Annotated in this window: 25 protein-coding genes; 24 read left to right on the forward strand and 1 reads right to left on the reverse strand. The window is 28.4% G+C overall.

The genetic code is table 11. The features are described from left to right. Positions 1–10 precede the first annotated feature (10 nt). The 20 genes from mreD to BTM21_RS01375 all read left to right on the forward strand — a co-directional run bounded on the left by mreD (position 11) and on the right by BTM21_RS01375 (position 18,893). Entirely contained in the window at positions 11–502 is a 492-nt protein-coding gene (mreD, locus tag BTM21_RS01280) for a rod shape-determining protein MreD (RefSeq protein ID WP_021876535.1), read from the forward strand. After that, positions 499–3,426, forward strand: coding sequence for a penicillin-binding transpeptidase domain-containing protein (locus BTM21_RS01285; RefSeq protein ID WP_079481612.1), 2,928 nt, complete (start codon positions 499–501; stop codon positions 3,424–3,426). The genes mreD and BTM21_RS01285 overlap by 4 nt, the downstream gene beginning before the upstream one ends. A 173-nt stretch (positions 3,427–3,599) precedes the next feature. Continuing rightward, a complete protein-coding gene (gene minC, locus BTM21_RS01290; protein WP_096145310.1) occupies positions 3,600–4,244 on the forward strand; it encodes a septum site-determining protein MinC in 645 nt (214 codons plus the stop codon). A 17-nt stretch (positions 4,245–4,261) separates the two neighbouring features. Further along, the gene (minD, locus tag BTM21_RS01295; RefSeq protein WP_021876532.1) at positions 4,262–5,059 is read left to right on the forward strand and encodes a septum site-determining protein MinD; all 798 of its coding nucleotides are present in this window, start codon (positions 4,262–4,264) and stop codon (positions 5,057–5,059) included. 17 nt (positions 5,060–5,076) lie between these two features. Next, positions 5,077–5,343 carry a cell division topological specificity factor MinE gene (gene minE / locus BTM21_RS01300; RefSeq protein ID WP_021876531.1) on the forward strand — a complete coding sequence of 89 codons (267 nt, stop codon included), beginning with the start codon at positions 5,077–5,079 and terminating at the stop codon, positions 5,341–5,343. Positions 5,344–5,489: 146 nt separating this feature from the next. Then, positions 5,490–6,617: a rod shape-determining protein RodA gene (gene rodA / locus BTM21_RS01305; protein WP_021876530.1), complete on the forward strand. Its 1,128-nt coding sequence runs from the start codon at positions 5,490–5,492 to the stop codon at positions 6,615–6,617. A 95-nt stretch (positions 6,618–6,712) separates the two neighbouring features. Then, on the forward strand, positions 6,713–7,303 hold the full coding sequence (locus BTM21_RS01310; RefSeq protein WP_021876529.1) for a hypothetical protein: 591 nt from the start codon (positions 6,713–6,715) through the stop codon (positions 7,301–7,303). A 79-nt stretch (positions 7,304–7,382) separates the two neighbouring features. After that, the gene (locus BTM21_RS01315) at positions 7,383–8,243 is read left to right on the forward strand and encodes a M50 family metallopeptidase (RefSeq protein WP_079481611.1); all 861 of its coding nucleotides are present in this window, start codon (positions 7,383–7,385) and stop codon (positions 8,241–8,243) included. Positions 8,244–8,410: 167 nt separating this feature from the next. Further along, positions 8,411–10,264: a TIGR03960 family B12-binding radical SAM protein gene (locus BTM21_RS01320; RefSeq protein ID WP_021876527.1), complete on the forward strand. Its 1,854-nt coding sequence runs from the start codon at positions 8,411–8,413 to the stop codon at positions 10,262–10,264. Next, complete coding sequence (locus tag BTM21_RS01325; protein ID WP_079481871.1) at positions 10,248–10,949, forward strand: TIGR03936 family radical SAM-associated protein; 702 nt, start codon at positions 10,248–10,250, stop codon at positions 10,947–10,949. The genes BTM21_RS01320 and BTM21_RS01325 overlap by 17 nt, the downstream gene beginning before the upstream one ends. 12 nt (positions 10,950–10,961) lie before the next feature. Further along, positions 10,962–12,410, forward strand: a complete 1,449-nt coding sequence (locus tag BTM21_RS01330) for an Rne/Rng family ribonuclease (RefSeq protein ID WP_021876525.1) — start codon at positions 10,962–10,964, stop codon at positions 12,408–12,410. Between the two features lie 129 nt (positions 12,411–12,539). Next, positions 12,540–12,851: a 50S ribosomal protein L21 gene (gene rplU / locus BTM21_RS01335; RefSeq protein WP_021876524.1), complete on the forward strand. Its 312-nt coding sequence runs from the start codon at positions 12,540–12,542 to the stop codon at positions 12,849–12,851. A gap of 4 nt (positions 12,852–12,855) precedes the next feature. Continuing rightward, complete coding sequence (locus tag BTM21_RS01340; protein WP_021876523.1) at positions 12,856–13,242, forward strand: ribosomal-processing cysteine protease Prp; 387 nt, start codon at positions 12,856–12,858, stop codon at positions 13,240–13,242. Then, the gene (rpmA, locus tag BTM21_RS01345) at positions 13,236–13,535 is read left to right on the forward strand and encodes a 50S ribosomal protein L27 (protein ID WP_066674147.1); all 300 of its coding nucleotides are present in this window, start codon (positions 13,236–13,238) and stop codon (positions 13,533–13,535) included. Before BTM21_RS01340 ends, rpmA begins: the two co-directional genes overlap by 7 nt. Before the next feature lie 263 nt (positions 13,536–13,798). Next, positions 13,799–15,088, forward strand: coding sequence for a GTPase ObgE (obgE, locus tag BTM21_RS01350; protein WP_021876521.1), 1,290 nt, complete (start codon positions 13,799–13,801; stop codon positions 15,086–15,088). Positions 15,089–15,099: 11 nt separating this feature from the next. After that, the gene (yhbY, locus tag BTM21_RS01355) at positions 15,100–15,405 is read left to right on the forward strand and encodes a ribosome assembly RNA-binding protein YhbY (protein WP_021876520.1); all 306 of its coding nucleotides are present in this window, start codon (positions 15,100–15,102) and stop codon (positions 15,403–15,405) included. Beyond that, complete coding sequence (gene nadD, locus BTM21_RS01360; RefSeq protein ID WP_021876519.1) at positions 15,406–16,005, forward strand: nicotinate-nucleotide adenylyltransferase; 600 nt, start codon at positions 15,406–15,408, stop codon at positions 16,003–16,005. 4 nt (positions 16,006–16,009) lie between these two features. Next, positions 16,010–16,576, forward strand: coding sequence for a bis(5'-nucleosyl)-tetraphosphatase (symmetrical) YqeK (gene yqeK / locus BTM21_RS01365; RefSeq protein ID WP_021876518.1), 567 nt, complete (start codon positions 16,010–16,012; stop codon positions 16,574–16,576). Between the two features lie 21 nt (positions 16,577–16,597). Then, entirely contained in the window at positions 16,598–17,947 is a 1,350-nt protein-coding gene (locus BTM21_RS01370) for an LCP family protein (protein WP_021876517.1), read from the forward strand. A gap of 61 nt (positions 17,948–18,008) precedes the next feature. Continuing rightward, entirely contained in the window at positions 18,009–18,893 is an 885-nt protein-coding gene (locus BTM21_RS01375; protein WP_021876516.1) for an RluA family pseudouridine synthase, read from the forward strand. A 40-nt stretch (positions 18,894–18,933) separates the two neighbouring features. On the opposite strand, the gene BTM21_RS01380 is transcribed toward BTM21_RS01375, so the two are convergent. Then, a complete protein-coding gene (locus BTM21_RS01380) occupies positions 18,934–20,190 on the reverse strand; it encodes a D-alanyl-D-alanine carboxypeptidase family protein (RefSeq protein ID WP_079481610.1) in 1,257 nt (418 codons plus the stop codon). Positions 20,191–20,346: 156 nt separating this feature from the next. Here BTM21_RS01380 and BTM21_RS01385 point away from each other — a divergent pair, with 156 nt between their 5' ends. The 4 genes from BTM21_RS01385 (at position 20,347) to rlmD (ending at position 23,707) form a co-directional block, all read left to right on the forward strand. Then, positions 20,347–21,042, forward strand: coding sequence for a helix-hairpin-helix domain-containing protein (locus BTM21_RS01385; RefSeq protein ID WP_021876514.1), 696 nt, complete (start codon positions 20,347–20,349; stop codon positions 21,040–21,042). A gap of 122 nt (positions 21,043–21,164) precedes the next feature. Beyond that, entirely contained in the window at positions 21,165–21,827 is a 663-nt protein-coding gene (locus tag BTM21_RS01390) for a hypothetical protein (RefSeq protein WP_079481609.1), read from the forward strand. Between the two features lie 89 nt (positions 21,828–21,916). Further along, positions 21,917–22,327 (forward strand): RDD family protein, encoded by a 411-nt coding sequence (locus BTM21_RS01395; protein ID WP_021876512.1) that lies wholly within the window; start codon positions 21,917–21,919, stop codon positions 22,325–22,327. Positions 22,328–22,351: 24 nt separating this feature from the next. After that, positions 22,352–23,707, forward strand: coding sequence for a 23S rRNA (uracil(1939)-C(5))-methyltransferase RlmD (gene rlmD, locus BTM21_RS01400; protein ID WP_021876511.1), 1,356 nt, complete (start codon positions 22,352–22,354; stop codon positions 23,705–23,707). The last annotated feature ends 232 nt before the right edge of the window (positions 23,708–23,939 follow it).

The raw sequence follows: 23,939 nt of genomic DNA on the forward strand, positions 1-23,939 counted from the left end.
GAGGTAGTATATGAAAAAGTGGATTTTAATTTTAATTTCAATAGGACTATTAATTTTAGATAATTCTCTTATGCCATTTTTAGCAATAAAAGGAGCTTTTCCAAGTTTATTATTTATGTTTGCTATAGCGTATTCTATTATTAAAGGTAAAAAAGAAGCTATATTTATAGGAGTTTTAGCAGGGATACTTCAAGATATATTTTTTTATAATATGTTTGGAGTAAATGCACTATCAAACATGTTATTATGTTATTTAGCTGCAATTATAGGAGAAAACATTTATAAAAATAGAAAGTTAATACCTGTAATAACAGGATTAGTAGCATCTTTATTAAAGGTATTACTTATATATGTGATTTTTAGATTTAGTAAACAATACTTAAATATTAATATAGCATTGTTTTCAACAATATATAATACTGTTGTAATGTTTATTTTCTATAATCTTGTATTTAAACTTTGTGATAATGAATATAGTATTAATTCATGGAGGATTAAATGATAGTAAAAGGACTCAAAAAGAAAAGGACTATATCTAGATATTTGGGGCTAAATATCATAATGCTTATAATCTTTTTTGTAATAATTTCAAAACTTATATATATTCAAGTTTATAAAAATGAAGAGTATAAGGAAAAAGCTGATATTAGTTCAACAAGATTCATATCAGAAAAGGCACCAAGAGGTAAAATATATGATAGTGAAGGAAATATATTAGCTACGAATATCCAAACTTATGCTTTGACATATACAAATGCAGAAGAATCGGAAAAATATTTTTATAGAACAATGGATTCTGTATTTAAGATATTAAGTGATAATGGGGAAAAATTTCAAGATGATTTACTACTAAAGATAGATAGTAATTCGAAATTTTATTATGAATTTAAGTCATCAGATGCAGAAGTAAGAAAAAGCGTAGAACTACGTTTTAAAAGAGATAGAGGATTAAATGAGAATATAGAAAAAAGATTATATGGTAATAAGAAAGAAGATTTTACAGATGAAGAAGTAGCAAAAGTAGATGAAGAATTACTAAAAATTTCTTCGCAAGATGTTTTTTATGAGTTAGTAAAAATTTATAATATATATGAACTTATAAATTCTGAACCTACTAAAGAAGAGCAAAAAGCTTTTGATGATATGAGTGGCAAAGAAATGACAGAGTTACTCCTTCAAAAATACTCAATTTACGATATAAGAAATTATATGGTTATTAAAGATGCAATAAAAATGCAGAGTTTTAAAGGATATAGAGCTGTTAATATTTCTTCTAATATAAAGAAGGATACAGCCTTCATAATTTATCAAAAACTTAATGATCTACCAGGTATAGATGTTACACTAGAGCCAATAAGATACTACCCTTATAATAATTTAGCTTCAGCAGCTATAGGATATGTATCATCAATTGATAGTTCAAATAAAAAGAATTATGAGTTAAGAGGCTATGATGTATCATCAGATTTAATTGGGGTTTCTGGTATAGAATCAGCTTTTGAAAATGAACTTAAAGGTGATAAAGGTGGTACAACCGTTAAGGTAAATTCAAAAGGTAGAGTTACTGAAGAACTTTTTAAATTAGAATCATATCCAGGAAACGATGTTCATTTAACAATAGATAAAAGGGTTCAATATGCAGCTCAAGAAGCTATGAAAGATACTTTAGAGCGTATAAGACAAGAAGGACAAATAGGAGCAACAAGAGGAGCAGCTGTAGCTATAGAAGCTAATACAGGAAGAATTATAGCTATGGTTAGTTATCCAGACTATAATCCTAATTTATTTTCAGTTCCAGGAAGTTTAACACCAGAGGAAACACAAAAATATTTTAGTCCTGATTTAGATTCATTTGGTAAGGAATATATAGCAAAAACTAATGCCGCAGGGGGATTAAATGGCGTATTTCCTTTAAATGAAGAAACAGGATTAAGAGAAGATAAATATGATATTTATCCTAGAAGCTTCTTCAATTATGCTACACAAGGGTTAATACCTCCAGGATCAGTATTTAAGCCATTAACATCAATAATAGGATTACAAGAAGGAGTTATAACTCCAAATGAAATTATAGTAGATAGAGGAGAGTTTAAGGAACATCCAGATGTCTTAGGAGAAGGCTTTGCTCCACAATGTATGATATATACAACATCAAGATCTACTCACGGAGCAACAGATTTAAGAAAGGCTTTACAAGTTTCATGTAACTATTATTATTATGAAGTTGGATATAGATTATATATGAAAAATGGTGCTAATATTGGAGCTTTAGATAGTATAGCAAAATATGCATGGAAATTTGGATTAGGTGTTGACCCAGAAAGCAAACAAAATGCATCAACTGGATTAGAGGTAAATGAAAACTTTGGACAGACTTATAATTTTGAGTCTTGGAAAAATAGATTTATACCATCTGTTATGTTCCAATTAGTGGATTACTTAAAAACAGGTAATTATAATGGTTGTGTGTACTTTGTACCATTAGATATTGAAAAATCAGAATCAGATAGTGAAGAACTAATGGATGCAAAGAAAGCTTTAAAAGATAAAATAACAACTGCCTTAGGAAAGGTTGGAACTAAAGAACAAAGAAGAGATACTGATAACTTCGCTAAAGAGTTAGAACCAGATATTAAGAATATTATGAAGGTATCAGATAAATACAAAGAAGAAGTAAAAGCATACGAAGTTAAAAATGGTAAAAAGGTAAACTTAGATGATGAAGTTGAATCAGTAGCAGAAGCTATTGCTAGATTTACAATTGATGATAAAACTACAGAAATTATTTCAGCAGCACAAATAGTTTACGATTCAATAGGACAAAGTATGAATGCATTTACTCCAGTACAAATAGCAAATTATATGGCTACTTTAGTAAATGGAGGAACAAGATATAAAGTTCACATGGTGGATAAAATAACATCGCCTACAGGTGAAGTTATGCAAGAATTTAAGCCAGAAGTTTTAGATACTATAAATATTTCACCTGATAATGTACAAGCGATTAAAGAGGGAATGTATGGAGTTAATACAGATCCTGCCAATGGTGTGGCTTATCAATGTTTTGGAAATTTCCCATTTAAAGTAGGGGGTAAGACAGGTACGGCCGATTTTAGTACAGAAGGAACTGAGGTTGGACAATATGGATTCTTAGGAAGACAACCTTATGGTAATTACTTAAGCTTTGCTCCATTAGAAAATCCTAAACTTGTAGTATTTACAACAGTTTATGATGGTAAAAAAGGTAGTTCAGCAGCTACTATAGCAAGAGCTATATATGAGTCATATTTTAAGGATGAATTACTAAAAATGGATCCAAATTATGCAGCAAAATCAGCATCATTTAAAAAGTATGTGGTAGATTGTCCATTAAAAGATAATAAACCTAAAGATGATGTAGATAAAACAAAAGATAAAGCACAATAATATTAAAAAATAAATAAGGAAACCTAGCATTAGTCAAGGTTTCCTTATTTTTTATTTTAATATATTATTTATTGTTGTTTAATGATATAATTAAAAGGTATAATTATAAATATGGAATAAATTATTAAATAATTATAGTTTTAGAATTTATACGAGTTGGTGGAGGGTGACCAATTATGGATGACAGGATTCAAATAAGAGGTAATAAAGAAGGTATCAATGCCATAATAGAGATGGAGAAGTTTAGTAACTTTAACGAAATGTTAGACTTATTAATTGATAAGTTAACTGCTGGGAAAAGTTTTTATAAAGGTTCTTCACTTAAAATCACAGCAAACCTTAACAAGGTAAATGAAATTGATATTAAAAAATTAAAAGATACTCTTTTTGAAGAGATTTTAATTAAAGAATGTACCTTTGAGGAATACAAAAAAGATGAAGAAAAAGACAGTAAAATCTTTAATGGTGTATACGAAGGTAAAACAAAATTTATAAAAAAGACAGTAAGAGGCGGGCAACTAATAAATTACCCGGGGAATATTGTCATAATAGGGGATATAAATAATGGGGCAGAGGTACATGCTGGAGGAAATATTGTAGTTTTAGGAACAATAAAGGGGAAAGTACATGCCGGAGCATCTGGGAATAAAAAAGCGATAATTTCAGCTTTTAGTCTTCAACCAGAAATTCTTCAAATAGAAGATATTATTACAATATCACCAGAGGAAAGTTCTAAACCATTATATCCAGAAATTGCGAAGATTAAGGATGATACAATAGTTGTAGAACCTTATTTGCCAAATAAATATATATATTAACGTTGGAGGGATAAAAAATGGGAATTTCGATAGTTATTACGTCAGGTAAGGGTGGCGTTGGAAAAACAACAACTACAGCGAATATTGGGACTGCTCTAGCTGCACTAGGTAAAAAAGTAGTAGTAGTAGACGGTGATACAGGGCTTAGAAACCTAGATGTATTAATGGGCTTAGAAAATAGAATAGTCTATACTATAACAGATGTTATTGAAAATAGATGTAGACTTAAACAAGCATTGATAAAAGATAAGAGATATCAAAATCTTTGTTTATTACCAACAGCTCAAACAAAAGATAAAGATGATATTAGACCACAAGATATGTTAAAGCTAGTTAATAGCTTAAAAGAAGATTTTGATTATATTTTAATAGATTGTCCGGCAGGTATAGAGCAAGGGTTTGAAAATTCAGTTGTTGGAGCTGATAGAGCAGTTGTAGTTGTAAATCCAGAAATAACATCAGTTAGAGATGCGGATAGAGTTATCGGAAAATTAGATGCAAAAGGTTTAGAAGAACATTCAGTTTTAATAAACAGATTAAATTACGAAATGACTCAACGAGGAGATATGTTAGATATTTCAGACATAATAGAAACTTTATCTATCGAATTATTAGGAGTTGTTCCGGATGATAAAAATATAACAGTTTCAACTAATAAAGGTGAACCAATAGTATTAGATGAAAAGTCTATGTCAGGACAAGCTTTTAGAAATATAGCAAAAAGGCTAACAGGAGAAGAAGTTCCTCTAATGGATTTAAGAGAAGAGAATGAAGGATTCTTTGCGTCATTAAAGAAATTATTTAAGAGAAAATAAAAAGGGGGATGTGAGAGGTGGATTTTTTCAAGAAATTTTCTAATAAACCAACTCCAAAAGAAGTTGCCAAAGATAGATTAAAATTAATACTAATACATGATAGAGGAGATTTATCACAAGAAACATTAGAAAAGATAAGAACGGAAATATTGGGAGTACTATCTAAATATATAGAAATAGAGGCTGAAGATGTTGAAATTGCAGTAAGTAAGCCTGAGACGATAGAAGGAAATAACCCAGCGTTAATTGCTAATATTCCTATAAAAAACATAAAGGGAAGATAGTGGAAAAGTGCCTAGTGGCACTTTTTTTATTTAACTATAAAAAATTAATTATTAATTAAGATTATGTAATATAAACAGAAAAAATATAGAAAAAGTTATTAAAAAGGTTATAATATAGGTTAGAACTATTAAATAGGAGGTGAAATATGTTTTCTAAATTTAAGATAAATTTAAAGCAGTTAAAAGAAATAGATAAAGCTATTTTATTTTCTATGATATCATTGATGTTATTTGGAATATTAAACATTTATCTAGCCAGTAGAGCAGAACACGGAACACTATTTTTAGTTAGACAGTCAGTATGGTTTGTTGTATGTATGATTGCATTATATTTTATAATAGCAATAGATTATACTGTTTTAAAGGGATATACACCTATATTTTATTGGGGCTCAATTATATTATTGATTATAACTATGTTTATAGGAACAGATATAAATGGAGCTAGAGGATGGATTAGATTAGGGCCATTATCATTCCAGCCAGCAGAACTTGCTAAAATAGCTACAATTATGATGCTAGGAAGGCAACTAGATGATATGGATGGAACAATGAATGAGCTAAAGAATTTCATGGTAATGGCTTTTTATGCAATAGTACCAGCTGTATTTATTGTAATACAACCTGATATGGGAATGACCATGGTTTTATTCTTTATAGTAGTTGGGATATTCTTTATAGGTGGATTAGATATTAGAATAATTGGTGGAGGCTTATTATCCTTATGTTTAGTTGTAATACTTGTATGGAATTCAGGTCTAATACAGGATTATCAAAAAAAGAGAGTTACATCTTTTTTAAACCCTGAAGCAGATAGTTCAGCATCAGGATATCAACTTAGACAATCATTAATAAGTATAGGCTCTGGAGGAATTGCAGGTTCACAGAATGCAAAACTTAAAGAATCAAGCAATGGATATGCAGCACAATATGTTCCAGAAGTACAAACAGATTTTATATTTGCTAGTATAGGAGAACAGTGGGGACTATTAGGATCATCCTTCTTATTGTTATTATATGGAATATTGATTTCTAAAATGATTGCAATAGGCAGAACTGCTAAAGATAAATTTGGTTCAATTATTTGTGTTGGATTGGTAGCATATTTTTTATTTGCTATACTTCAAAATATAGGAATGACAATAGGGCTTATGCCTATTACAGGAATAACTCTTCCATTAATAAGTTATGGTGGTAGTTCACTTTTAACAACTGTTTTATCAATAGGATTAGTTATAAATATAGGTATGAGAAGAAAGAAGATTTACTTTTAGGAGTAAATCTTTTTTTTGTAATGAAATGTTAATTAATCATAAAAGAAGTTTTTTCTAAATATAATTTAAATATTAAGGTGTTAGGAGGAAACAGGATGGGGGACTATAGTGAAGAGTATAGAAAGTATTATCAAGAGTTAAAGAGTAAAGCAAATATAAAAGAAAAAGGTTATGAAGAAAGTCCTAAAGAAGAACCTATTATATTAAATCAAAAATATGATGTTTATCCAAATACAAGCTCTTCATATAGAGGAACTTATATTAAGAGTTATCCTGGAAACTATCAAGGCAATTATAGAGGGAATTACAGAGGAACAGGTATGGGATATAATAATAGGAATCAAGAAATCCCTAAAGTTAATAGATATGTAAGAGGAGTGATTATTAGATTAACTGGGACAGCATTGTTATTTATTTCAGTTTTGGCTTTAAAGGTAATGCCCTATGAACAAGCAAGAGGATTTTATGGAAAATGCAAAGCAGTTGTAAGTGAAAATTTTAATTATTTAGGGTTTATGGAGACTATAAAAAAGTTTGGTGGCGAAACAGCAAAAGAAGTTCAAGGAAAAATAGATGAATTACAAAAAGGAAATATGTTTGACGTTTCTAAGGATGAAGATGACGTTCAAGGATTTAAAGAAGAGGGGCAAAAAGAAAATGTTGATAATATAAATAATAAAAATTAAGAAATTGATATATTTTATTAAGAAACATTAGATAGAAGGTGATTATAGAAAGTTTATAGCAATTTTTAGGGAGATATAAATGAAGAAAGAAGCAAGAATATTTTTAGCAGAGATAGTACTAATTATATTGATATGTTCTAGCAGTGAAGTAATTTTATCGGCTTTTTTATGGGTAATTTTACATGAAGTTTCACATATAGTATTAGCATGTATGTTAGGATGCAAATTTTATAATATAGAATTACATGTTTTTGGTGCAAAAGCTGAATTAGGAGACTTAGAGATACTAACGGATGTAAAAAGAATATTTATATATTTAGCAGGACCACTATTTAATTTTATAGTATTTATAATATTTTTTATAATTAGCTTTAGATATGACTCTAAATGGATAACAACTAGTCTAAATTTAAATTTAGGGTTAGCTATTTTTAATTTGTTACCAGCCTATCCATTAGATGGAGCTAGAATATATGAAATATTGATTTCAAAAAAAATTTTATATAAAAAATCTCAAAAGATAATAAGATTAAGTAGTTACTGTATAGCTATGAGTTTTATTTGTATATCATTATTACTTTTTATATTAATACATAAACTAAATATAAGTATGGTTATTGCAGCTTTTATAATTATATATGTTACTAGAGCAGAGCAAAAAAGTACTATGTATATAACTATGGGGAATATGGTTAAAAAAAGAAAGAAGCTTATTAAGAATAATTATATTGAAAATAAAAGTCTATCTGTTTATTATAAGAGTTATCTTGTTAATGTACTAGGTTTAGTAGATAGGAATAAATTTAACACTTTTTATGTTTTAGATGATGATATGGAATTATTATATATATTACAAGAGAATGAACTTATAAGTGCATTAAAATTCTATGGTAATATAACTTTAGAAGAGTATAGGGAGATAAGAGAACAGGACAAGTAATACATTTACTTTTTATTAGTATGTATGCTAGAATAGTAAGATATAAAGAAGTATAGTGATATACTTCTTTTTTTAATTGCACAGAATTAAAAAGCATAAATAATAGATTAAGTTTAATGAAGTTAAAAGATATAAGAGTCTAACTCTAACTTATAGGAGGAAAAGTAATGAATAAAATTACAGATCATATTTTACATAGGGTTGAAAAACCATCAAGATATGTTGGTGGTGAATTAAATCAAGTAATTAAGAATCTAGATGAAATTGATATAAGATTTGCATTTTGTTTTCCAGATGTATATGAAGTAGGTATGTCTCACTTAGGAACAAGAATACTATATCATACAATAAACGAAAGAAAAGATACATATTGTGAAAGAGTATTTGCACCATGGCCAGATATGGAAGCAGAACTTAGAAAAAATAATATTCCTTTAATGACTTTAGAAACTAAAGATCCACTAACAGCCTTTGATATATTAGGATTTACTCTTCAATATGAAATGAGCTATACAAATATATTAAATATGTTAGATATGTCAGGAATAACTTTAAGAGCATCAGAAAGAAGAGAAGAGGAGCCTATAATTATGGCTGGTGGACCATGTGCATATAATCCAGAGCCATTATGTGACATTGTTGATTTCTTCGAAATAGGTGAAGGTGAAGAAATTATGAATGATGTTCTTGATGTTTATAAGAAGTATAAGGGTAAGGGAAAGAAAAAGGAATTCTTAAGAGAAATATCAAAAATAGAAGGTGTATATGTTCCTTCATTATATGATGTTACTTATAATGAAGATGGAACAATAAAGGAATTTAAACCTAAGTTTGAAGATGTAAAGCCTAGAGTTAAAAAGAGAATAATAAACAATTTCGATAAGGTAGATTTCCCTATAGATATGATAGTTCCTTATTCAGAAATAGTACATGATAGAATAGTTTTAGAAACAACAAGAGGATGTACTAATGGATGTAGATTCTGTCAAGCAGGTATGATTTATAGACCAGTTAGAGAAAAGAGTACTCAAACTTTATTAGAACAAGCTAGAAAGATGATAGATGCAACTGGATATCAAGAAATTTCATTAGCTTCTTTAAGTATTTGTGATTATTCAGATATACAAAACCTTGTAAGTAGTTTAATTCTTGAGCATGCTTCAAAAAATGTTGGGGTTGCTTTACCTTCAATAAGAGTTGATGCTTTTTCAGTTGATTTAATAAAAGAGATTCAAAAGGTTAGAAAAACAGGTTTAACTTTTGCTCCAGAAGCAGGATCTCAAAGAATGAGAGATATAATAAATAAAGGGTTAACAGAAGAGAGAATACTAGAAGCTGCAAAAAGTGCTTTTGAATCAGGTTGGAGTACAATAAAACTATACTTTATATTAGGATTACCATATGAAGAAATAGAAGATGCAGCAGGAATAGGTGAATTAGCTCAAAAGATGGCGGATGTATATTATGGAATTCCAAAGGAAAATAGACAAAAGGGATTAAAGATAACAGTAAGTACATCAATATTAGTACCAAAGCCATTTACTCCATTCCAATGGGCTAAGATGGCTAAGCCAGAAGAAATATGGCAAAAGATTGATGCAGTAAAAGGTGCAATAAAATCAAGAGCTATAAATTACAATTATCATGAGCAAAAAACTTCACTTATGGAAGCAATATTTGCAAGAGGAGATAGAAAGACTTGTGATTTATTAATTAATGCTTTTGAAAAAGGTGCTAAATTTGATGGATGGTCAGAATACTTTGATTATGATTTATGGGTTGAAGCCATGAAAGAGTGTGGAATAGATCCAGAATTCTATGTATATAGAGAAAGAAACTACGATGAAGTACTTCCATGGGATTTCATTGATATAGGAGTAAATAGAAAATATCTTGAAATTGAAAATGAAAAGGCTAAGAGAGCAGAACTTACTCAAAACTGTAGAAAAGGATGTACAGGATGTGGGGTAAATGTAAACTTTAAAGAAGGGAAGTGTTTTGAAGGTGCGTTACATAATTAAGTTTACTAAAGAATCAAGTGTAAAGTTTATATCTCATTTAGATTTAATGAGAACTATACAAAAGGTAATTAGAAGAGCAGATCTTCCTATGCAATATTCAAAGGGATTTAATCCACATATGGCATTATCAATAGCACAACCTCTATCTGTAGGAGTATATTCAGATTCTGAATATATGGATATAGTTTTAGTAGAAGAGTTAGATGAAGATGAAATAATAGATAGATTAAATAAAAGAACAGCTCAAGGTATAAAATTTATAAGTGCACATAAAGTTATAAATGTTGAGGGAGAAAAGAAGCTTCCACAAACTATGGCATTAGTAGATGCAGCAAGATTTACAGTAAAAATGCTTTGTGAAAATTCAGAAGAAGTAGCTTCAAAAATGGATTCATTAATAAAAGAAGCTACATGGACTACTATTAAAAAGAGTAAAAAAGGTGAAAAAGAAGTAGATTTAAAAACTATGATTAAAGAAATGAAATACTGGGTAAAAGATGATGAACTTATACTTAATATTTTAATTTCTTCAGGAAGTAGAGAACATTTATCTCCAGATTTAGTTGCATCATATATAAAAAGTAAAATAGACAATATAATAGAAGATGCCTTTGTAGATATAAAAAGAGAAGAAATGTATATATTAAAGGGAAAAAATTACGTGCCAATATATAAAAGTATTTAGGAAGTGTGATTTATGAAGAAGATATTCATTGAAAGGAAAAGAGACCTTTTAAGGATAGCTATAAAAGAAAAGGGGATATTATCAGAGTGCTTCGTAGAGGAGCGCTCCTTAGAGCCTCAAGTGGGAGAGATATATAAAGGGCGAGTTAAGAATATTATTCCTGCAATTAACTCAGTTTTTGTAGATATAGGGTTACAAAAAGAGGGTTATATGTATTTAAGCAATGAACTTAAAAGTGAAGGTATTAAAAAAGGTGATGATATTTTAGTTGAAGTTCTTAAAGAACCATTAAATAATAAGGGAGCTAAATTAACTAAAAATGTTAGTATTTCAGGAGAATTTATGGTTTTAACTCTAGGTGGATATGGAGTTAGTTTTTCAAAAAGAATTACAAATAGTAATGAAAAAGAAAGACTATCAGAAGTTATTAATCCAATAGATGGATATGAAATAATATTAAGAACAGATTCTATAAATGCAACTAATGATGAATTATTAGAAGAACAAAATAATTTACTTTCAAAAATGGATGTGCTTAAAAGAAAGTTACATTATAGCTTAAATCTTGGAAAAGTTTATGGAGAAAACATAATTTTAAATAAGGTTTTAAGAGATAAGATAGACGATGAAACAAGCATATTAGTTAATAATGAAGAAGATTATAATCAAATAAAAGAATTTTTAAATGATGAAAAGAAAGACAAGGTCTCTTTATTTAATGAAGAAAGAGGACTTTTACATTATTATGGAATAGAAAAGGAGATTTTAAAGCTTAGACATAATAAAGTAAACCTACCATGTGGTGGTAACATAGTAATTGAAAAAACAGAAGCAATGTATGTAATAGACGTAAATACAGGTAAAAATATTAAAGGAAGATCCTTTGATAAAACTATCCTAGAAACAAATGTAGAGGCAGCTAAAGAAATAGGCCGTCAAATACGTCTTAGAAACTTAAGTGGAATCATAGTGATAGATTTTATAGATGTTAGAAATAAATCTCATAAGTCTATAATAATGAATACATTAAGAGAAGCTTTAGCACCAGACAAAGGAAATGTTAAAGTGTTCCCATTTACAGAACTTGACTTAGTTCAAATTGCTAGAAAAAGAATAGGAAAATCAATTTATAACTATTTAGACGAGCCATGTAAGAGATGTAAAGGTCAAGGTGAGGTTTTAAAAATAGCATATATAGAAAATTTACTAGAAAATGAAATTATTAAATGCAATGAAGAAAATTCAATTACAGATTTTTATATAGAACTTGATAAAAATTATCAAGAAGAAGTAGAAGGAAATATGTTTAGTTTCTTAAAAAATATTCAAGGATTAGACAAAGAAATTTACTTAAATTTCGTTGATGGAATTGAAGGATATAAAATAGAACCATTAATTTTTAACAGTCAAAAAGAAAATGTTAAGAATTTTAAAGTTAAAGCTTACGAAAAATGTGAATAAACTTCTTTACAAGTAACATAATAATGTGATAAAATATCAGATGTTAAACCGCACATAAGAGGTTTTAAAAAACAAAGTTAAATCTTTGTACCTTAGTTGGCGAGACCGTAATAAGAGGAGGTGTTTTTAATGTACGCAGTATTAACTACAGGAGGAAAACAATACAGAGTTCAAGAAGGAGACGTAATATACGTTGAAAAACTTAACGCTGAAGTTGACTCAACAGTTGAATTAACAGAAGTTTTAGCTGTTTCAAACGGAGAAACTTTAAAAGTTGGTGCACCAGTTGTAGAAGGAGCTAAGGTTGTAGCTAAGGTTGTTGCTCAAGGCAAAGCTAAGAAAGTAACAGTTTTCAAGTACAAACCAAAGAAGGACTACAGAAAGAAAACTGGACACAGACAACCATACACTAAGTTAGTAATCGAAAAGATCGAAGCTTAATATTATGATTAAGGTAACGATATTTAAGAAAAGTAACTTAACTCTAGGCTTTAAGATTAAAGGTCATGCTTTATCTAGAGAAGAAATGAAAAAAGCAACTGGAGATGTTTTTGATTTAGTTTGCAATTCAGTTTCTGTATTATCTCAAAGTGCTGTAATAGGCATGGAGGAAGTTTTAAAACTTCCAGTTAAGTATGAAATTAATGATGGATTTTTAAATGTAAATTTATCAAATCTTAACTTAGAACAAATTAAGAGTGCACAAGTCATTCTTTTAACCTTTGAAAAAAGTTTAGAAAGTTTGATTATGACTCTTGAAGCAAGTTTTGGAAAAAACAAAGATAGTGAATATATAAAATTATTGAAAGAGGAGGTGCAAGAGATATGTTAATGATGAACCTTCAATTATTTGCTCACAAAAAAGGGGTAGGTAGCTCAAAGAACGGTAGAGATTCAGAATCAAAGAGATTAGGAGTTAAAGCTGCTGACGGAGAGTTCGTTTTAGCTGGAAACATTCTAGTTAGACAAAGAGGAACAAAGATTCACCCAGGAACTAACGTAGGTAAGGGTGGAGATGATACTCTATTTGCTAAAGAAGACGGAATCGTAAGATTCGAAAGAATGGGTAGAGACAAGAAAAAGGTTAGCATTTACCCAGTAAATGTTGAAGAAATAGCAGAATAATATTATTTTTTCATAAAGCACCCTAAACTTAGGGTGCTTTCTTTTGTTAATTTGCTATAGAGGGTTAATAATGAATAATGAATAATTAGTAATGAATAAGTTTTAAAAGTATTTATCATTCATTATTAATTATTAATAAAGTGATTATATCACTTTATTTCTTTATGGTATAATAAACATTATAAAATAATGGGATAATATAAAGATGAGAATTTATATTATTACGTGAAATAAAAAATTATTTCAGAAAGATAGGTGAGTATATGTTTATAGATAAGGCCAAAGTATTTATTAAATCTGGAGATGGTGGTAATGGATGTGTTTCTTTTAGAAGAGAAAAATACGTACCATTAGGTGGACCAGATGGAGGAGATGGAGGAAAAGGTGGAAGTGTTGTATTCAAAGTTGATACAGGATTAACTACACTTTTAGACTTCAAATATAAAAAGAAATTCGTAGCTCAAGAAGGTGGAAAAGGTGAAGGTTCTAAGTGCTATGGTAAAGATGGAGAAGACCTTTACATAAATGTTCCTATGGGAACTATAATAAGAGATTTTGAAACAAACAAAGTAATAGCTGACCTTTCACATAAAGATGACATATTTGTTCTTGCAAAAGGTGGAAAAGGCGGAAAAGGTAACTGTAAATTCTGTACACCAACAAGACAGGCACCACACTTTGCAGAACCAGGAATGCCAGGAGAAGAAAGATGGATAACTTTAGAATTAAAATTATTAGCTGATGTAGGATTAGTTGGATTCCCTAACGTTGGTAAATCAACATTATTATCAACAGTAACGGCAGCTAAACCAAAGATAGCTAACTATCACTTTACAACTTTAAAACCAAATCTAGGGGTAGTTAAGGTTGAAGGAATAAACGCTTTTGTTATGGCAGATATTCCAGGTATTATTGAAGGGGCAGCAGAAGGTGTAGGATTAGGATTAGAATTCTTAAGACATATTGAAAGAACAAGATTATTAATACATGTTGTTGATATTTCAGGAATTGAAGGTAGAGATGCTTTTGAAGATTTTGAAAAAATAAATGAAGAACTTAAGAAGTATTCAGTAAAATTATGGGATAGACCACAAATCGTTGTAGCTAATAAAGCCGATATGCTTTATGATGATGAAATATTTGAAAACTTCAAAAAGAAAGTAAATGAATTAGGCTTTGATAAGGTATTTAAAATGTCAGCAGCAACAAAAGCTGGTGTTGAAGAAGTAATTAAAGAAGCAGGTAGAATGCTTTCAGAAATTCCAATAGTAGATTTAGAAATACCAGAAGAAGAAAGATTTATACCAGAAGAAAAGAGATTTACTTACGAAGTATCTATCGAAGATGGAGAAGATGATAATAAAGTATATGTTATCACAGGTACATTCGTTGATAGATTATTAAATTCAGTAAATATCCATGATGCAGATTCATTAAGATACTTCCATAAAGTTTTAAGAAACAAAGGTGTCTTAGATGAAATAAGAGAAATGGGAATAAAAGACGGAGATATGGTTAGACTTAACGATTTTGAGTTTGAATACATATTATAGGAGGATAAAGAATGTTAACAGGAAAACAAAGAGCTTACTTAAGAGGCTTAGCTAACAGTATGGATCCTATATTCCAATTAGGAAAAAACGGAATAGAAGAAACTTTCCTAAAGCAAATAGCAGAAGCTTTAGAAGCTAGAGAGTTAATAAAGATAAAAGTTTTGGAAAATAGTGGATTAGAAACAAGAGAAGCTTCAAACTATATTTGTGAAAAAATAGGATGTGAAGGAATTCAAGCTATAGGAAGCAAAATGGTTTTATATAAGAAGTCATCAAAGAAGCCTAAAATTGAATTACCGGTAGCTAAAAACAGATAGATGAAAAGAATTGGTATAATAGGAGGAACCTTTAACCCTATTCATTTGGCTCATTTATACATAGCATATGAGGCAAAACACCAACTAAATTTAGATAAGGTAATTTTTATGCCAGCAGGAAGCCCACCACATAAGGATACCAAAGGTATCCTTAAGGCTTCCTTAAGGTATGATATGGTTAAAATGGCTATAGCTTCTTATAAAGATTTTGAAATAAGTGATTATGAGATAAAGAAACAAGGATATAGTTATACATTTGAAACATTAAACTATTTAAGTTCTCCAGATAATAAAATATTCTTTATAACAGGTGCAGATTGTTTAATGGATATAGAAAAATGGAGAGAACCAGAAAAAATATTATCCACTTGTAATTTTGTAGTTTTTAATAGATCAGGATATAATAAAGAATTATTAATAAATCAAAAAGAAAAGATAGAGAAAAAATATAAAACAAATATTAGTTTTTTAGATACAATAGATTTAGAGATATCATCCTCTATGGTCAGGGAACGAATAAAAAATAATAAAAGAGTAGATTTTTTTGTTCCAAAGGAGGTTTTGGATTTCATTAAGAAGAATCAATTGTATGAGGGGTGAGAATATGTATGATATAGATAAGATTAAAGAATATCTTAAAAAAAATTTAAGAGAAAGTAGATTTATTCATACTTTGGGAGTAGTAGAAACTGCTATAAAGTTAGCAGAAATAAATAATGTTGATTTGAAGAAAGCTGAAGTTGCAGCTTTAATTCATGATGTTGCTAAAAATTCAACAGTAGAAGAAATGAAAAATATAATAAAAGAGAATAAAATAGAATTATCTTATGATGAGGAGAAAACGCCAGAGTTATGGCATAGTATAGTAGCTCCAATTATCGCAAGAGAAGTTTTTAATATAGAAGAAGATGAAATATTAAGTGCTGTAAGATGGCATACTACGGGAAAAGAAAATATGTCACAGTTAGATAAAATAATTTATTTAGCAGATATGATAGAACCAAACAGAAGATTTCAAGGTGTAGAAAGGCTAAGAGACGTTGCTTTTAGAGATTTAGAAGAAGCAGTTTTAATGGCTTTAACACATACTACAAGATATTTATTAGACAAAGGTTTTACTATAGATATTAATAGTATTAAAGCTAGAAATTATTTGATTTTAAATAAATAAAATGTAGAGGTAATATTAAATATGAGCAATAAGAGAGATGCGATGCAACATTCAAGTCCTAAGAAAAGCTTAAAGAATGAGCAATTAAGAAGAAAAAAAATGAAAATACAGATGAGAAAAAGAAAAATTAAAAGAGCAATAATGTCTTTTATAATTTTAATATTAGTACTATTTATAGGGGGAGGCTTATATACTTACTCGTTTTTAGCAAAACTAAATAATGATACAAAGCTTTCTAACCCAGTAACTCCAGAGAGAAATGAACCAATAAATATATTAGTAGTAGGAATGGATATTGGAGATGCTGAAAACCTAGGTAATAAAACAGCTAGAAGAACTGATAGTATAATGGTAGTAAACTATAATCCATCAACTAAAAAAATGCATATAGTATCGGTACCTAGAGATACTATGATTGAAGTAGATGCTTATATTGATGATGGACAATATCAAAGATATTGGAAGATAAATGCTGCTTACACTTTAGGTGGAGAAGAAGAATTAATAACTCATGTACAAAATCTTTTAGATATTAAAGTTAACTATATGGTTGAAGTAGATTATCAAGCATTTAGAAACTTAGTAGATGCAGTTGGTGGGGTAGATATGTATATAGAACAAAATATGTTCTATGATGACACAGTTCAAAATCTTCATATAAAATTCAATGCTGGAGAAACTGCACATTTAGATGGACAAAAAGCGGAAGAATTCTTTAGATGGAGAAAAAATAATGATGGAACAGGTCTTATAAACGGAGATATAGATAGAATAAAAAACCAACAAAAATTTATTGGAAAATTAGTAGAGAAATGTTTAACTCCTTCAATAGTATTTAAAATTCCTAAAATTTTTAAGGCAATTAATGACAATGTAGATACTAATCTAACAGCTAACAGAATGGTATCTTTAGGCTTAAAGGTATTAAGACTTAAACCAGATGATATAATAATGACAAGTTTAAAGGGAGATTTCGAAGAAATATATAAACAATCATATTTAGTTGTTGATAAGAGTCAAAATAGAGAATTAATAAACGCTTTATCAACAAAAGAAGTAACGGAAGATTCTGTATCAAGCTCTAAGAATAGACAAGAAGTTAAAATCATGGTATTAAACGGAACTAAAGTAAATGGATTAGCTAGTAATATGCAAACAGAACTACATCATCTAGGATATACTTCTGTAGATGTAGGAAATGCTTTAAGTCCAAGTGAAAAGAGTATAATACAAACTAACGATAAAGAGATAAAAGAGTTATTAAAAGCTGATACTGATATAAGTAAAACAGCAAAAATTACAGATGAAGAATATAAAGACTATGATGCAGTAATAGTACTTGGAAATGATTATGCTTTATTTGGTGAGTAAATAGTAATTTAAAAGGGTAGAAGATCAGATGATTTTCTACCTTTAATATTAGGAGGAAGTAATGAGCACTATAAAAAAAGTTGTAACAAAAGATTTTGAAGGAAGAAAAATAAGAGAATACTTAAAAGAATATTTAGGATTATCATCAAGACTAATTAAAGGTGCAGCTATAGATAAAAGAATATTTGTAAACAATAAAGCGGTAAAAATGAATTATGTTCTAAAAGAAAATGAAGAAGTACTTATTAATTTATGCAAAGAAGAAAGCCAAAATATTACTCCAGAACCAATAGATTTAGATATAGTTTATGAAGATGAAGATATAATAGTAATTAATAAAAGACCTAATATGGTAGTACATCCTACTAAAAGATATCAATCAGGAACTCTTGCTAATGGATTATTATATTACTTTAAAGAAACAAATCAAAAATGCATAGTTAGATTAGTTAGTAGACTTGATATGGATACTTCAGGATTAATTATAGTAGCAAAAAATCAATATGCTCATATGGAATTATCTAAAGATATGAAAAACAATATAGAAAAAAGATATTTAGCTGTAGTTCATGGACATTTAGAAAATATGGAAGGAACTATAGATTTACCTATATATAGACCAGAAGGGGAAGGTATAATAGGTAGAGTTATAGACGAAAGAGGTCAAAGAAGTGTAACCCATTATAAAGTTGTTCAAAGATTAGAAGATAGAGATGTAGTGGAATGTTTACTAGAAACAGGAAGAACTCATCAAATAAGAGTCCATTTAAAAGCAATAGGGCATCCTATTTATGGAGATACTTTATATGGATATGAAGAAGATACAGAAATTATTAAAAGGCAAGCATTACATGCATATGGTTTAGATTTTAAATCACCAAGAACTAAGAAACCATTATCTTTAAGAGCTGACTTACCAGATGATATAAAAAGTCTTTTAAAATAAAATACATATAAAAAAGTGAGGAGAAATCCTCACTTTTCATTTAAAATCTTCTATATTTTACTTTTCTTCTTATCATAACTATTAATGTTATTATTAATATTAAAATAAATAGAGCAATACAACTAAACGTGATTAAAGCTATTTTATTTTTATTTAAACTTTGAAAAGACTCTTTAACTACTATTTTAAAAGTATAATCTCTATCAATTCCACTAGCTAAATCCATTTCTGAAACCTTTTTATTATCAGCAAGTATAGATCCTTTAAATAACAAATCACCTTTAGCTATAGCTTCTTTTGTAATATCTCTATTTTCATAATCAACTGAAATATTAGGAGCAGGATCGAATTTGCATTTTGTAAAATATACATCTTCTGTAGCTATAAGAGGTAGTGTAATTTCATCATTAATTTTATAATCAGATAAAACATCACCTTTTTTAACTATTTTAAGAGTTTCAAAATTATCAAAGCCATATTGGAATAACTCTCCAACACTTCTAAATTGAGCATCTTTGTTAACTGCATTTAAAAAAGATGCAACTAAAACTTGATTATCCTTTTTAGCAACAGCTGTATAAGTATGGTTAGCTTCAGGAGTATATCCTGTTTTACCACAAAAAGCATATTTATAATAATACGGTGTATTTTCATTTATACAATGATTTCTATTATTAGCCCATTTTTCAGTTCCGTCATCATTAGGATTCGTTTTAAAAATATAATATGGCGTTCTTGAGATTTCAATAAAATCTGGATTATTATATGCCGCCTTCATAATTAGTGATAAATCATAAGCAGTAGTTACATGACCTGCTTCATGCAAACCACTAGGATTTTTAAATACTGTATCTTTTGCTCCAAGCTCGTGAGCCTTTTTAGTCATAAGTTCGCCAAATGCAGCATTTGAACCAGAAATATGTTCAGCTAAAGCTTCTGCACAATCATTTCCAGACTCTAAAAGTAAACCAAGTAACAATTCTTTTACTGTGTAAACTTGGCCCTCTCTTACACCTATAGCAGTACCCTCTACCAAAGTTGGATTTTTACCTATAGTAACTTTTTCATCTAACTTACATTTTTCTAACGTTAACAATGCTGTCATTACTTTTGTTGTTGAAGCTGGTTCATATTTAACATGAGAGTTTTTTGAATATACAACCTCTCCTGTAACTCCATCCATTAATACTACCCCTTGAGCATCAAGTGGAGGAACCGTACTAGCGTTAGTAATTTTTTCATTAATATTAAAAATCACTAAAAATACTAGTAATAAATTTAAAATAAATTTTTTCATAATTAATCTCCCAATACTTAAAAGTTTATCAACATTTCTATTTTATCAAAAAGGTGAAAAATATTCCACTTTATAACACTAATTTATAAACATAAGGAATTAAATTACTGTGAATATGTTAATAATTATAAGAAAATATAAAAAGAGAGGATTTAAATGAAAAGTTTTAAATTAAAATATAATAAACAATTAAATTTATATAAAAATAAGAAATTTTTAGGTGGTTTAACATTGTTAATAATTTGTATTGTATTTATAGTTTTTAAATATGATTCAAATAAGGGTAAAGTTTTTAAAGATGAGTATATGAAAGATATTTTTGTTGATGAAGAGATTCAGGGGGAGGTAGAAGAAGCTATTTCAGAAGTTGTAGTAAATAAAGATGAAGTTTTAGAAAAAGAAACCTTAACAGTAGAGATAAAAGGAGAAGTTAAAAAACCAGATGTTTATATATTAAATAAAGGGAGTATAATAAAAGACTTAATAGAAGCTTCAGGTGGATTAACAGAAAATAGTGATATTTCTAAAATAAATAGAGCTGATGAATTACAAAATCATCAATTAATAGTAATACCTAATATAAATGACAAAGACAAAGAGGTAGAGGTAGTTCAAGGTGGAGATAATAATAATGTAGAAAGTAATTCTTCTAAAACATCAAATAAAGTAAATATAAATACAGCAGATTTAAATGAATTAAAAACTATAAATGGAATTGGTGATTCAAAGGCACAAAGCATAATAACTCATAGAGAAAAAAATGGAAAGTTTAAAACTATAGATGATATAAAAAATGTAACATGGATAGGAGAAAAAATATTTGAAAATATAAAAGATAAAATAGATATTTAAATTTAAGAATTGATTATTATGTGTCAAATATATGTCAGAGTCTTTTAATATACTTGGCTAGATGTTATAATTAGAGGGATTTAGGAAAGAATAAACATAAGAATAGATCCATGGAGGTCAAAATGAAAAAAAATATAATTAGTTTTTTATTAAGTGGAGTTTTAGTGATGTCATTAGTTTCATGCACTAATAAAGCTGATAAAAAAGTAGAAGAGCCAAAAACAAAGACTCAAGTAGAAGAGAAAAAAATAGAAGGTGAATGGGCAAAAAATTATTCTAAAGAAGAAGTTACAAAATATAATAATGAAATACTTACAAAAATTGAAGAGTTAACTCAAATTTTTGAATTAGAATATGAGAAAAAAGAAGTGGTAAAAGAGGAAAATGGAGAGACTGTAAACTCAAATTACATATATGTAGATAATTTAAATCCAGAACCTAATAGATTAGAAAGTATGGATTATAGATTTAAAATTTATGGATCAGATATGTCAAAGGGTCAACTTGTATTAAGAATAGGTTTTAATTTAGATAAAAAGACAATAAAAGAAGATGGAAGTTTTGACTTTAAAGAAACTTCGATAGCATCATATTCAGAAGCTATGACAGGTGTTGAAGATAGAGATTATACTGAATTAAATAAACAAATTTATGATATAGTAAATAGTGATAAATCAGAAGGTACTATAGAAAATAACTTAAATGGTTTATTAGAAACTATATCAATAAAAGACAATATTCTATTATATAAATTAGAAACAAAGAAGTATGATTTCAAAAAATAATAAATTTTATATAAATTAGATTCAAATTTAAGTTATATACATATTCAATTTGTCTTAAAATAAAGGCGGGAAATGGGAGGAAGTAAGATTTGTTAGATAAAGATACAACAAGTAATAATGAAGAAATTTTAAACTCAGAAAATAATGAAGAAGTATCAGTAGAGGAAGTATTAGTAGAAGAACCTTTAGTTGAGGAAACTTCAGAAAATACTTTAGTTACAGAAGAAAAAATAGAAGAAGATGTTGTTAAAGAAGAGTCTAAAGCTATGAGAGGTATTAGAAAGTTATTAGTTGGTGTTATAGATCAAATAGTAATTTTTGCTGCATCATTAGTAGTATTAATGATTTTTGATTTTATATTAAGATTAACAGGATTCTTTGTAGCTCAAAAAGAACAAGTAATTTTAATTATATATGCTTTATTAAATGTTATATACATTCCAATTTGTGAAGCAACAAAATTAAAAAAGACTATAGGAAAAAAAGTATTATTTAAGTAATAAACATATGATTAGGAGAAAAACATGAGAAAAGGTAGTGCACTACAAGTTAAAATAGAAAAAACAGAGTTTCCATCAGTAGGAGTAGGTACAGTTGGAACTAAAAAAATATTTGTAAAAGGAGCTTTTCCAGGTCAAACTGTAACAGGAAAAGTGAAAAAGAAAAGACAAGAATACGCAGAGTTAAAACTTTTATCAGTAGATGAAAGAGCAGACTATGAAATAGAGGCACCATGTGAATATTTTGGAGTTTGTGGAGGTTGTAGTTCACAAAACCTTACTTATGAAAAACAATTAGAATTTTTAAGTGATGAAGTTAAAGAACTATTTGAAAAAGCAAACCTACCTATGGGAGAATACCTAGGAGTTGTTGGAAGTAAGAATCAATGGGAATACAGAAATAAAATGGAATTCACTTTTGGAGATTTTGAAAAAGGTGGAGAACTTACACTAGGAATGCATATGAAAGGAAAATCCTTTGGTATCATTACAGTTGATAAGTGTATGATAGTAGATGAAGACTTTAGAACAGTTATAAAATCAACTGTTGATTACTTTAAAGATAAGGAATTACCTTATTATAGAGTAATGAGAAGAGAAGGATATTTAAGACATCTAGTTATAAGAAAAGCTATTAATACTGGAGAGTTAATGGTTAATTTAGTAACTACAACTCAAGTTGACTTTGATTTAAGTGGATATGTAGAAGTATTAAAAAGCAAGGATTATAAAGGTGAGTTAGTTTCTATATTACATACAGAAAATAATTCATTCTCAGATGCCGTTATTCCAGAAAAAATAAACTTATTATATGGAAAAGACTATATAGTAGAAAATCTATTAGGTCTAAAGTTTAAAATATCACCATTTTCATTCTTCCAAACTAATACTCAAGGGGCAGAAAGCCTTTATAGTATAGTAAGAGACTTTATGGGAGAATCTTCTGATAAGGTAGTTTTCGATCTTTATTGTGGAACAGGAACAATAGGTCAAATAGCAGCATCAAGTGCAAAAAAAGTTATAGGTATAGAGCTTATAGAAGAAGCAGTTGAAGCAGCAAAGGAAAACGCTAAACTAAACGGATTAAATAATTGTGAATTCTTAGCTGGTGATGTAGGAGAAATAATAAAAACTGTAAAAGCAAAACCAGATATAATTATATTAGATCCACCAAGAAGTGGAGTACATCCTAAGGCATTAGAATACGTAATAAAATTTAATGCAAAAGAAATAATTTATGTTTCATGTAATCCTAAAACTTTAGTTGAAAACCTAGAAACATTAATAGCTTGTGGATATGAAGTAGTTAAGAGTACTGTTAAGGATATGTTCCCTAATACACCACACGCTGAATCAGTTGTTAAGCTGATTAAGAAATAGGTATTGAACACTTAGTGAAGTGATAGCTGAACTTACTGTGAAAGCCCGTATTCTTAAGCTTGTTGTATGAATATGTTCCTTTTAAATATAAGGTTTAGCGGGTTTAAATTAAATATTGAAATATGTTCATTTTAAAAATCCCCCAAACTTAGAGTTTGAGGGATTTTTATTTAAATAAAGATTAAAAAAGAACAAAAAATTGATTTTACTATTATAAATAGAAAAAATCTGT

Origin of the sequence: Clostridium chauvoei (genome assembly GCF_002327185.1) — a bacterium.
Classification (GTDB): domain Bacteria; phylum Bacillota; class Clostridia; order Clostridiales; family Clostridiaceae; genus Clostridium; species Clostridium chauvoei.